13 protein-coding genes are annotated in these 12538 nt (G+C 33.6%); 10 read left to right on the top strand and 3 right to left on the bottom strand.

Translation table 11 applies throughout. The features are described 5' to 3' along the window. The first annotated feature begins 26 nt into the window (after positions 1–26). The 6 genes from ACXAFS_RS11800 (at position 27) to ACXAFS_RS11775 (ending at position 3575) form a co-directional block, all read left to right on the top strand. Complete coding sequence (locus ACXAFS_RS11800) at positions 27–530, top strand: GbsR/MarR family transcriptional regulator (RefSeq protein WP_475307168.1); 504 nt, start codon at positions 27–29, stop codon at positions 528–530. Positions 531–589: 59 nt separating this feature from the next. Further along, on the top strand, positions 590–913 hold the full coding sequence (locus ACXAFS_RS11795; RefSeq protein WP_475307166.1) for a hypothetical protein: 324 nt from the start codon (positions 590–592) through the stop codon (positions 911–913). Beyond that, the gene (locus tag ACXAFS_RS11790) at positions 910–1803 is read left to right on the top strand and encodes a fatty acid desaturase (protein ID WP_475307165.1); all 894 of its coding nucleotides are present in this window, start codon (positions 910–912) and stop codon (positions 1801–1803) included. The genes ACXAFS_RS11795 and ACXAFS_RS11790 overlap by 4 nt, the downstream gene beginning before the upstream one ends. A gap of 4 nt (positions 1804–1807) precedes the next feature. Further along, the gene (locus ACXAFS_RS11785; protein ID WP_475307163.1) at positions 1808–2686 is read left to right on the top strand and encodes an SAM-dependent methyltransferase; all 879 of its coding nucleotides are present in this window, start codon (positions 1808–1810) and stop codon (positions 2684–2686) included. 69 nt (positions 2687–2755) lie between these two features. Beyond that, on the top strand, positions 2756–3310 hold the full coding sequence (locus ACXAFS_RS11780) for a sigma-70 family RNA polymerase sigma factor (protein ID WP_475307162.1): 555 nt from the start codon (positions 2756–2758) through the stop codon (positions 3308–3310). 7 nt (positions 3311–3317) lie between these two features. Then, complete coding sequence (locus ACXAFS_RS11775; protein ID WP_475307161.1) at positions 3318–3575, top strand: hypothetical protein; 258 nt, start codon at positions 3318–3320, stop codon at positions 3573–3575. On the opposite strand, the gene ACXAFS_RS11770 is transcribed toward ACXAFS_RS11775, so the two are convergent. After that, a complete protein-coding gene (locus ACXAFS_RS11770; protein WP_475307159.1) occupies positions 3558–4391 on the bottom strand; it encodes a UbiA prenyltransferase family protein in 834 nt (277 codons plus the stop codon). The two genes, ACXAFS_RS11775 and ACXAFS_RS11770, sit on opposite strands and share 18 nt — an antisense overlap. A gap of 122 nt (positions 4392–4513) precedes the next feature. Between ACXAFS_RS11770 and gcvP the strand changes: the two genes are divergently transcribed. The 4 genes from gcvP to ACXAFS_RS11750 all read left to right on the top strand — a co-directional run bounded on the left by gcvP (position 4514) and on the right by ACXAFS_RS11750 (position 10034). Further along, positions 4514–7363 carry an aminomethyl-transferring glycine dehydrogenase gene (gene gcvP / locus ACXAFS_RS11765; protein ID WP_475307158.1) on the top strand — a complete coding sequence of 950 codons (2850 nt, stop codon included), beginning with the start codon at positions 4514–4516 and terminating at the stop codon, positions 7361–7363. Between the two features lie 173 nt (positions 7364–7536). Beyond that, positions 7537–8595: a 3-oxoacyl-ACP synthase III family protein gene (locus ACXAFS_RS11760; protein WP_475307156.1), complete on the top strand. Its 1059-nt coding sequence runs from the start codon at positions 7537–7539 to the stop codon at positions 8593–8595. Between the two features lie 29 nt (positions 8596–8624). Continuing rightward, entirely contained in the window at positions 8625–9152 is a 528-nt protein-coding gene (locus ACXAFS_RS11755) for a class I SAM-dependent methyltransferase (protein WP_475307155.1), read from the top strand. 33 nt (positions 9153–9185) lie between these two features. Further along, positions 9186–10034 carry a glycosyltransferase family 2 protein gene (locus ACXAFS_RS11750; RefSeq protein WP_475307154.1) on the top strand — a complete coding sequence of 283 codons (849 nt, stop codon included), beginning with the start codon at positions 9186–9188 and terminating at the stop codon, positions 10032–10034. Positions 10035–10042: 8 nt separating this feature from the next. Here the strand turns inward: ACXAFS_RS11750 and ACXAFS_RS11745 are convergent, their stop codons facing one another. Next, positions 10043–10849 (bottom strand): DNA/RNA non-specific endonuclease, encoded by an 807-nt coding sequence (locus tag ACXAFS_RS11745; RefSeq protein WP_475307152.1) that lies wholly within the window; start codon positions 10847–10849, stop codon positions 10043–10045. 8 nt (positions 10850–10857) lie between these two features. Continuing rightward, a complete protein-coding gene (pafA, locus tag ACXAFS_RS11740; RefSeq protein ID WP_475307151.1) occupies positions 10858–12525 on the bottom strand; it encodes an alkaline phosphatase PafA in 1668 nt (555 codons plus the stop codon). Positions 12526–12538 lie beyond the last annotated feature (13 nt).

Here is a 12538-nt window from a genome sequence, read left to right as displayed (position 1 = left end):
TTTAAAATTTATTATATCTTTGTGGTGTGGAATATTTAGAAGCAAAAGAAAAGTTTATTAGTACTTGGGGAAGTTTAGGTACACTTTGGGGCATCAATAAAGCGATGGCTCAGATACAAGCTTTGCTTTTTATTTCTACAAAACCATTATCTATGGAAGAGATTATGGAAGAACTCAAAATCTCTCGTGGCAACACCAGTATGAACCTGAGACAACTTATAGATTGGGGAATTGTAACCAAGGTCTTAGTGAGTGGTGAACGTAAAGAGTTTTTTACAACAGAAAAGGATGTACAAGAACTCGCTCGTATTGTTGCCAAAGAACGTAGCCGTAGAGAAATAAAACCTGTAATCAAAGTTTTAGAAGACGTATCCTCTATTAAAGATGATGGCACAGAAAAAACAAAGGAATTGATTAAACAAACCAAAGCTTTAAAAGAACTTACAGACGATTTGGATACATTAATGAACAAATTAGTAAACCAAAAACAAAACTGGCTAACAAAGTCTGTTTTAAAGCTAATGAAGTAGATTATATTTTTTTAAATCTAACTTTCAATATTTTTTGAAAGTTTTAAAATAATGAAATTATGAAAAGATTATACAACGTTAACAAATGGTTAGTCATAATTACAATTCTCCTCTACTTAACACTTTATCTAGGAATGCTCTTTCAGATGGTTTTAGGTGTGAGTCAGGTGCTCATGAGTTTATACATGCTTTATAATTACAATAAACTTGAAAAGCAGATAAAATTTCTTTTCAACATTTATTTAGTATCAGTCGTAACTATACTTTCAGTTATTGCCTTTGGAAAAATTATAAGCACAGGCTTCATAACCATACATCTAATAATTCCGATGCTTATTGCTTTTTTCCATTTATATATCACATATAAAATCAAAGAATCATGAACAAAAATCTAAAGACACCTTTTGGAAAAATTGATTTTTCATGGAGAAAAACGTTTTGGTTATACACAATGATATTTCCAATCTTATTTATTGATTTCTCATCAATTCAATGGCAAGATTTAGCTTTAAACATTTTACTCTTGTTCTTAACTGTGGGTATAGGTCACTCTGTTGGTTTACATAGAGGCATCATTCATAAATCCTACAAAACAAGTAAAACATTTAGAAAAATCAGCCTCTATCTTTTTGTATTAACAGGATTGGGAAGCCCATTGAATTGGTTAAAACAACATTACTTAAGAGACTATTGGCAAAACAGAAATGATTGCCCTAGATATTTTCAATATAAACATTCTTTGTTCACAGATTATTACTGGAATCTTCATCTAACTTTTATTCCAACAGATTTAGTGCGTTATCAAATTCCAGAAGATGATATAAACGATACAACTATACTTTGGCTGCATAAAACATGGCAATTACATTATATCATCTTTATGCTCCTCCTGTATTTTCTTGTTGGTTTTAACAGCATGCTTATTGCAACATGTTTACGTACATCTATAATAATTCTTGGCCACTGGTATATTGGCTATGCCTCACATAAATACGGTTACTCTAGACATAAAATAAATGGTGCTGACGAGAGTGGTTACAACGACATATTCCTTGGTCTAATATCTTTTGGAGAAGGTTTTCACAACAACCATCACTCTTATCCTACTTCAGCTAAATTTTCTTCAAAATGGTATGAAATCGATTTTGGATGGATGATAGCGTGGCTATTAAAAAAGCTAAAAATAATTACATCTGTAAAAACACAAAAAGGGAATTTAAAATCTACTGCAATAGCTTACAATTCTACAAATTGGAAATTACCAAAACTATAACACCATGAAAACACAATCCATACCTTACAGCAATTTCGCAGAACAAAACCGAATAGAAATGGTAGACTTTTATAACGAAGCTACCGAAGACTATGAGTTTTGGAGTAACGACTACAACATGCATTTTGGCTATTTTGTTCCGTTTAAAACAAATCCTTTCAAACGTGATTCTATGCTGAATGAAATGAATAAGCAAGTCACAAAAAGACTAAACATAAGCAAAAATAAAAACAGACTTATAGATCTAGGTTGTGGTATGGGAGCTACTATGCGATATGCATTAAAAAATTACAAAAACGTAATAGCTTACGGTGTAACATTATCTGATTTTCAGGTTAAAAAAGGAAATGAATTATTAAAAGGCAAGAACGGTATCATCCTCAAAGAAAATTATAATAACACATCATTTCAATCTAATTCATTTGATTCTGCTGTTGCAATAGAAAGCTTCTGTCATTCTGGTCATAATTATAATTCTTTAAAAGAAATGCATAGACTTTTAAAGCCAGGTGGACGTTTTGTTATGGCTGATGCTTTTCTAAAAAAAGACAAAGCTCAACTTTGTAAAGGCGGTAAATACGCTTACAATAAATTATGCAATCATTGGAGTTTAGAAAAATTGGAAACTCATCACTTCATCAAACTAAGCTTAGAAAACATAGGTTTTACAGACATAAAAATTGAAGATGTGTCATTTAAAGTTGCACCATCTGTACTTCATGTTCCTTTTGCCATTGCTGGTTTTATTTTAAAAAAGTTATTTAGGTTTAAGAGTCTTAAAAGAGAGAGTCTTCATAACTTAAAAGGTTCTTTCTATGCGCTTTTGTCTGGTTTACACCTGAAAAGTTTTGGGTATTATATCATTAGTGCCACTAAACGTTAGGAAAATGTGAAGACGTATTTTAGGTCTTAATTTTTTAACCTATTTTTGACTTAGCAATGAGAATGAAAAATGGCTAAGCATCAATTAAATCCTAACAACTGGATTGATTTGTATTCAGACTACCTCTTTAACTATACCATCTCTAGAGTTAACGATAGAGCTATGGCTCAAGATTTGGTATCTGAAACGTTTCTTGCTGGTCTAAAATCCATGAGCAATTTTAAAGGAGAAGCAAGTGAACGCACTTGGCTGGTCTCTATTCTTAAACGAAAAATCATAGATTACTACAGAAAAATTAATTCTAACAAGGGTAAGGCTGAAGTTAGAATGACCTACAATAATGATTCTGAAACTGAAGGTGATTGGCTAGAAGAACGCGTAGCTGATCCATTTGATAAAACCGCTGAGGATAAAATTGAGAATACTGAATTAGGTAATGCTATCTATGATTGTTTAGCAAAACTACCTGAAAAGCAAGCTGAGGTTTTTAAGATGAAAACGATTTTGGGTTATGACACCGAAACTATTTGTAATGAATTAGATATTACTGCGTCTAACCTTTGGGTAATAATACACAGAGCAAGAACAGCATTAGCAGATTGCATGGAAGAAAATTGGTTTTAAAAACAAAATGAAAAAAAGTTTTTTATTTATAAGTTGCGAAGAAGCTAAACACATTTGTGATAAAACACAATATGGAGAAGCAACAGGCTGGGAGCGTATTAAGTTGGCTTTAAGACTTTCGTGGTGTAGAGTTACCAGAGCCTATTCTACTAAAAATAATAAATTGACAGATGCTATAGAACATTCTGAAATTAAATGTTTAGAGAATGGTGAGCGTAGTAAAATAAAGGAACAATTCGAAGAAGAATTAGCTAAGCATCAATAAAACTACAAGCCATACAATTGGCAAACTTTCTACCCAAAGTGCACTGTAATATTTAGATTGATTTTTGTGAGCAAGCAATACAAAAATTAGTGTTACACACATTATCACAGCATTTGCAATTATATTCTCACTACTTATTTCATCTTTAAAATATTCTAAAAAGAAAAACACCAGCATTAATAAAATACCAATTATTTTAGTGTTTTTCACTCCTATGCGTTGAGGGATTGTAGCTAGTTTTACACTATCGTACATAAGATCTCTTATCTCAAAAGGTAACATCAATACAATCACAAAAACAAAACGTTGTGCACCAGTTATTAGCACATCGACATTTATATGATAATTCTTTTCAATTAATGGCAAAAAGACCGTTGTAAACACCCAAACAAAAGCAATGACATAGATTTTTAATCCGCTTATTTGCCTTAAGTTTTTTTGATTATCTCTAAAATATCGCATGGGTAACAGAGGTATTGCATACAGAAAAGTTACAAGTCCAAAAATTGAAAGATATATTAGAGAATTGATATTCAATTTTAAAGCATAATAGCACATTCCTACAAAAGCAATAAAAGAAAATATCTGAATTGTCTTTAGCCATGCAGCTAAACTTCTATGATGAAATTTTGCAACACCAAAATACTTCACAAAATTATAGCCTGTAACGGTTGCATAAAAAACAAAAGAAAGTATAACATAGTTATTATGTAATTCAAATTGAATTAGCGTTACCCAAGTCATAGCCACTACAGCGAAAGCTACATGAATACTACTATTGATGTAAAAATTTAATACTTGCCTTAGAATACGCATTAAACAAAAATAACGAATGTGTTAATAACCCACCTTTTCAGTTAAAAACTTTAATTCTCAGTACAGAATAAAATAGTCGTTTTCCGTATTTTTGCATATCAAAAAAATCAGCAGAATAAAGAATGGACACAACCTCTTTTGCACTTAGACACATTGGCCCAAACCAAGATGAACAAAAAGCTATGCTTAACACCATTGGTGCTACAAGTATAGATCAATTAGTTTCAGAAACTATACCTGCAGGTATACGTCTTCAAAAGGATTTAGATTTAAATCCAGCAATGAGTGAGCAAGAATATCTTAGCCACATTTACAAGTTATCTCAGCTAAACAAAGTTTTTAAATCTTATATAGGTTTAGGGTATCACCCTTCTAATTTGCCAGCAGTTATTCAACGCAATATTTTAGAAAATCCAGGTTGGTATACAGCTTATACACCATATCAGGCAGAAATAGCCCAAGGGCGTTTAGAAGCGTTATTAAATTTTCAAACTATGGTTATTGATTTAACAGGTATGGAAATTGCAAATGCATCACTTTTAGACGAAAGTACTGCTGCTGCAGAAGCTATGAGTTTATTGTTTGCGGTTAGAGATCGTGCTCAGAAAAAAGCAGGTGTCAATAAATTCTTTGTTTCTGATTTAGTTTTACCACAAACAATTGCCTTGTTAGAAACAAGAGCCAATCCTATTGGCATTGAGCTAGAAATTGGTAATGAAGCAGAATACAACCTTTCTGAAGATTATTTTGGTGCACTCCTACAATATCCTGGTAAAAACGGACAAATTACAGACATAAAGTCTTTTATAGAAAAAGCCAATGCTCAAAACATCAAAGTAGCTGTAGCTGCTGATATCTTAAGTTTAGTAAAGCTTGAGGCACCTGGTAAATTTGGTGCTGATGTGGTTATTGGTACAACACAGCGTTTTGGTATACCAATGGGTTATGGTGGTCCACACGCAGCTTATTTCGCTACAAAAGAAGCCTATAAAAGAGACGTTCCTGGTCGTATTATTGGTGTTACAAAAGACACTAATGGCAACAGAGCCTTACGTATGGCTTTACAAACAAGAGAGCAGCACATTAAAAGAGATAAAGCAACCTCAAACATTTGTACAGCTCAGGTATTATTAGCAGTTATGGCAGGAATGTATGCCGTATATCATGGACCAAAAGGTTTAGAATTTATTGCTAATAAAGTTCAGAATACCACAGCAACTTTAGCTAATGCTTTAGAGAAATTAGGTTTAGAACAAGTTAACTCGCATTACTTTGATACACTTCAAATAAAGGCAGATCCTGTAAAGGTAAAATACGAAGCCGAAAAGAAGGAGGTAAATTTCTATTATCCAGATAACAACACTGTTACCATAGCTATAAACGAAACAACGACAATTTCAGATTTAAATGAAATTATTTCAATTTTTGAAGCTGTAACAAAAAATAAAACCGAAGAAATCACGTCAATTTCAGAAGGGAATACAATTCCTGATACTTTAAAACGTCAAACCGAATTTTTAACCTTTGATGTGTTTAATTCTTACCATTCGGAAACAGAATTAATGCGCTACATAAAGCGTTTGGAGCGCAAAGATTTAGCGTTAAACCACTCTATGATTTCACTTGGCTCTTGTACCATGAAATTAAATGCTGCGTCTGAAATGTTGCCATTAAGCTGGAGCAATTGGGGAAATATGCACCCTTTTGTACCAGAAGAGCAAGCTGCAGGATATCAATTAATGCTAAATGCATTAGAAAACCAACTTACTGAAATCACTGGATTTGCAGCAACATCCTTACAACCAAATTCAGGTGCGCAAGGAGAGTTTGCAGGACTTATGGTGATAAAGGCTTATCACGAATCTCGTGGAGATCATCACAGAAACATTTGCTTAATTCCATCATCTGCACACGGAACAAATCCCGCAAGTGCTGTTATGGCTGGAATGAAAGTCGTAGTAACTAAAGCATCTGAAGATGGTAATATTGATGTAGATGACTTAAGAGAAAAAGCAGAACTACATAAGGATAATCTTTCTGCATTAATGGTTACCTATCCATCCACTCATGGTGTGTATGAGTCTGCTATTAAAGAAATTACGCAAATAATTCACGATAATGGCGGACAAGTTTATATGGATGGAGCCAACATGAATGCACAGGTTGGTTTAACCAATCCTGGAAATATTGGTGCAGATGTATGCCATCTTAACTTACACAAAACCTTTGCCATACCTCATGGTGGTGGTGGGCCTGGTGTAGGCCCAATTTGTGTTGCAGAACAATTGGTGCCATTCTTACCTGGTAACCCGATTATTAAAACAGGCGGCCATCAGTCTATATCTGCAATTTCAGCAGCTCCATTTGGCTCAGCATTAGCATGTATAATTTCTTACGGCTATATTTCTATGCTTGGTGCAAAAGGTCTAAAAGAAGCTACTGAAGCAGCAATTCTTAATGCTAATTATATTAAAGAGCGTTTAGAAGGCTATTACCCAACACTATATACTGGTGAAAACGGTAGAGCTGCACATGAAATGATTATAGATTGTCGTGATTTTAAAGCCAAAGGCATTGAAGTTACTGACATCGCTAAGCGTTTGATGGATTATGGTTTCCACGCACCAACAGTATCATTCCCAGTTGCAGGTACTATGATGATAGAACCTACAGAAAGTGAAAGTAAAGCAGAAATGGATCGTTTTTGTGATGCCATGATTTCTATTAGAAAAGAAATAGACAATGCGTCTAAAGACGAACCTAATAACGTGCTAAAAAATGCACCACATACATTAGAAATGCTAACTTCAGATGAATGGTTATTACCTTATAGCCGTGAAGCTGCAGCTTTCCCACTAGACTATATTAGAGATAATAAATTCTGGCCAAGTGTAAGACGCGTAGATGATGCTTATGGAGACAGAAACTTAATTTGTAGCTGTGCACCAATTGAAGATTTTATTGAAGCTTAGTTTCTAATAAACATAAATTAAAAAAGTGCTCAAATTGAGCACTTTTTTTGTGGTATTTATAATAGAATTCAGGATAATTAAGAATTTAAAAAAAATATCGTTTTTACTTAACTAATTTATTCTCATGTATAAGAGTTTAACTAGTTTAGTAAATTAATAGCAAATTTTGAGGTATGGGAATTAAGATCACAGGTACTGGAAGTTATATTCCAAAAAGCATAGAAAAAAACGAGGATTTTCACCAACATCAATTTTTAAACACAGACGGTTCTAAGATAGACTACCCAAATGAAGTTATCGTAGAAAAATTCAAAGCCATTACTGGCATTGTTGAACGTCGTTATGCAGACGATCAATTAGTTGCTTCAGACATTGGTTTTCTTGCTGCCCAAAAAGCTATTGATGATGCCAACATCGATCCAGAAACTATAGATTATATTATCTGTGCTCATAATTTTGGCGACGTAAAAGCCAATACCATTCAGAGTGATATTTTACCATGTTTAGCTTCTCGCATTAAACACAGACTTCGCATCAAGAATCCTAAATGTGTTGCTTACGACATTTTATTTGGTTGTCCTGGTTGGGTAGAAGGAGTTATACAAGCACAAGCTTACATTAAAGCAGGTATGGCAAAACGCTGTCTTGTTGTTGGTGCAGAAACGCTATCTCGTGTAGTAGATAAGCATGATAGAGATTCTATGATATATTCTGATGGTGCTGGTGCAAGTATTGTTGAGGAAACTAATGAGGATAATGGCATTTTAGCGCACGAATCAGCCTCATTTACCTACGATGAAGCTTACTATTTATTCTTCGGAAATTCTAACAATAAAAATCTTTGTCCAGATACTCGTTACATAAAAATGCATGGTCGTAAAATTTATGAATTTGCATTAACCAACGTAGCTCAAGCTATGAAAGATTGCTTAGAAAAAAGTGGTGTAGACATTTCTGAAGTAAAGAAAGTACTCATCCATCAGGCAAATGAAAAAATGGATGAAGCTATTATAAAACGTTTTTATAGGCTTTTTAAAGCCAAGGCTCCAGAAGGTATTATGCCTATGAGCATTCATAAATTAGGAAATAGTTCTGTGGCAACTGTCCCTACGCTTTTCGATTTAATAAGAAACAATAAACTCGAAGACCACCAAATCAATAAAGGAGATGTTATTATATTTGCAAGTGTTGGCGCTGGTATGCATATCAATGCCATTGTTTACAGATATTAATAAAACTATACCGCTGTTGCGGAAATGTAATGTACGAAAAAACATATCCTAACAAGCGATTTAAACTCACACTTCAGTTTTTACAAAAACACATTTCTACCTCTGAAACTATTTTAGATTTAGGTATTAAAAATCCATTTTCAGAAATTATGATTTCTGAAGGTTATACTGTTGAAAACACCAAAGGCGAAGACCTTGACGAAGACCGTTCTACAATAGAAAATTCTTCTGCCGATGTTGTCACTGCATTCGAAATTTTTGAACACTTACTCTCCCCTTACGAGGTTTTAAAATCTATTAAAACCGAAAAACTTCTTATAAGCGTTCCTCTAAGATTGTGGTTTGCTTCAGCATACAGAAGTAAAACTGACAAATGGGATAGACACTACCATGAGTTTGAAGACTGGCAGCTCGATTGGCTTTTAGAAAAAACAGGTTGGAAAATTATAGACCGACAACAATGGACCAATCCTGTAAAAAAGTTTGGCATAAGACCTCTTTTGAGACGGTTTACAAATCGGTATTATATTGTTTATGCAGAAAGAATTTCCGAGTAGAATTCTTTAGATTTGAAATTTAGAATTTAGATATTGAATTTCTACATCGTCATACCAGCTCATAACGAAGATGCCTTTATTGGTAAAACACTAGAGTCTTTAGCAAAGCAAACACTTTTGCCTAAAAAGTTGGTTGTGGTTAATGATAATTCTACCGATAATACAGAAGCTATAGTTGATGGTTTTTCAAAAACGCATCCTTGGATTTCTCAGGTAATTTCAAAATCATCAGATCAGCATTTACCTGGTTCTAAAATTATAAATGCCTTTTACAAGGGCTTTGAAACTTTTGATAACAACTATGATGTAATTTGTAAGTTTGATGCCGACCTTATTTTTCCGGATAATTATTTAGAAACGCTGGCTTATCATTATAGTAAAAATCCTAAACTTGGTATGGCTTCTGGTTTTTGTTACATAGAAAAAGACAACCAATGGATCCTTGAAAACCTTACCAATAAAGATCATGTTAGAGGTGCCTTGAAAGCTTATCGTAAAACCTGTTTTAATCAAATTGGGCAACTAAAACCTTCTATGGGTTGGGATACTGTAGATGAGTTATTAGCAAAATTTCATGGTTGGGACATTCTAACAGACGAATCACTTCATGTAAAACACCTGAAACCTACAGGACAATCTTACAACAAGGCTTCTAAATACCTGCAAGGCGAAGCGATGTATAAAATGCGCTATGGTTTTTGGATTACTTTAATTTCTGCTCTTAAATTAGCTTTAAAAAAAAGGAGTTTCAGTTTATTTAGAGATTATATGGCTGGTTATTTTAAAGCGAAAGCTTCAAAAAAAGACTTTTTAGTCTCCAAAGATGAAGGTAAGTTTATACGTAACTTACGTTGGAAAGGTATTAAAAAGAAGTTGGTTTAAACTGAAAATTAGAAGATCCAGTTTTTATAACTACTAGACGCTTCAATTTTATTTTCAATAGCGTCATCTAGTTCTGGAAAGAAATCTATTCCTGTTAATTTTTCAACCTCATCTACAGATACCACAAACTTATACAATGGCATATCTGAGTCATTATGATTCAGTAAAAATGCTAACGCTTTAGGTTTACCATCGGTATTATCTAATACAATTTTATAAAACTGATTTGGTACAGCTACCTGTTCTTCACCTATTGTTTTTAGACCGTCTTTTAAAATTCCTCCTGTAACTACAAAAACACCATCATATTTTTTAGCCCAATACCTTACTTTCTGTTCTAATCTGTTCCATACACCAGAATTGAACTGATGTTCTTGCGGACTAATATTACTGGTTAAAAAGGTTTCATCGTGTGCTGCTTTACTAAACCTACGATCTCCTGCAGGACAAAGGTGTCCTCGATCGTAACCCGATTGCTTATAGTTTCTCCAATGTGCTGCTCCGCTTTTTACCGCATTATCAATTTCAAAATATGGTCGTTTGTGATTTGTAGCACTCAAATGAGATGCCTTTAACTCATAAGCCACCCATTCTGCTTGTTCGTATGGCTCATTATACGATAATGAATAGTTTTGATGATGCACAATTTGTCCTGTAGTACTAGTCGGCAAAAAGTATTCGTTCGTTTCTGTTTTAGGTTGTTTACCTTCTTCTACAATAGCCGATTTTTCTTCTGAATTTAGGTAATGCTCAAAAACATAAATAGCTATCAAAATTATGATAGCTATTATGGAATATATTCGTTTTTTGTTCAAAATAAAGCTTAATCTATTACAAAACCTAAAGGTTGACCTGTAGCTCCATTAGGAAAACTAATCCCTAAAATTGCAGAAATTGTTGGTGCTATATCTGGTATAACCGTTTTATCTACCGTTTCGCCATGCTTAATTCCTTTTCCGAAAAACAGTAATGGCACGTGTGTATCATAGTTAAGTCCACTACCATGTGTAGAACCTGTTTTGCTATAAGCAATGTGCGCTATATCATCTACAATAATAACATCACCAGAACGCTTTTGGTTAAATCCGTTTTGCAATAATGCTTCAATTCCTGTTGTAAAATTAGTGCTATTCATAGCTGTTGCTGTATACACCTTTGCAATGTTTGAATAACTGATTTGCTCATCTACTAAGGCTTGCTCAACATCATGTAGATTTAAGTCTAACTCTTTAAGCTTTGCCTTATTTAAAAACACTTGGTTGTTACTTATGTTTTCTACAATCTCTGTTGTACCATAAGTATCGGTTAAAAACTTATTGAACTTTTCTTTTCTAGAATTGTAGTCTAAATAACCTGCTGGAATTTTTACGGACTGTAAATACGCAGGCACATCTACTGCTCCATGATCTGCTGTAAGAAACACAGTGTATTCGCCTTCGCCAACATTGTCATCTAGGTAGTTAAAAAATCGCTCTAAATCTTTATCTAATCTTATATACGTATCTTCTATTTCTTTAGAATTTACACCAAAATTATGACCTACATAATCTGTTGAAGAAAAACTTACCGTTAATACATCTGTATCATTGTCTTGCCCTAGAGCTTCACCTTTAATAGCGGCTAGCGCAAAGTCTACAGTTAAACTGTTACCATAAGCTGTTGCCTTTAGAATATCGTAACCACCGTTTTCATCCTTTAAAGCTGCTAAATCGTAAGGAAATGTTGCTGTTTCTTTACCATTGAAACCACGTTCAAAATCATTTAAGTCTGTACCACTTTCTATATAAGTTTCTATTGGCTGATACGTATCCCAAACTTTAAGATAAGATTCAACAGCATCAGAATCATTAAAATCATTTACCCATTGTGGCAAATTAGTTCTGTAAAATGTACTCGTAATCCATACTCCTTCATTTTTACCATGAAACCAATATGCTGCATTTGCTGTATGGCCTGCTGGCAATATTGCACCTCTATCTTTTATAGCTACACCAATGGTCTTACCTCTCATTTGTGTAAACAATCTATTCTCATCTGCAATACTAGTGGTTAGCATTCTATTGGGAGACATTTTACCTGCCCAACTATCTGTACCAACAGATTCTACATTATCATCTTGAGCGCAATAGACAGACTTTTTTATGTCTTTATCGTACCAATTGTTTGATATAATACCATGGTATTTTGGCGTTGTACCTGTGTAAACAGAAGCATGCCCAGGCCCAGTGTATGTTGGCACATAATTAAAATGATTGTTTTTACAATTAAAACCTTCATTGATCATTCGCATAAAACCACCTTCTCCAAACTTAGATTCAAAACGTGTGAGATAATCATAACGCATTTGATCTACAACAATACCAACAACTAATTTTGGTCTCGAAGATGAAACTTTATCAGTATTTTGGATTGAATTATTGTTAGATTCTTGTTGAGCACCACATGAATAAATTAAAGATGCGAACAAGAATAAAGTAAAGTATTTTTTCATGATTTATATACAT

This window comes from Winogradskyella sp. ABM4_392, from assembly GCF_056160445.1.
The sequence above is the reverse complement of the archived record's forward strand: the minus strand, read 5'-3'. Positions and strand labels throughout refer to the sequence as shown.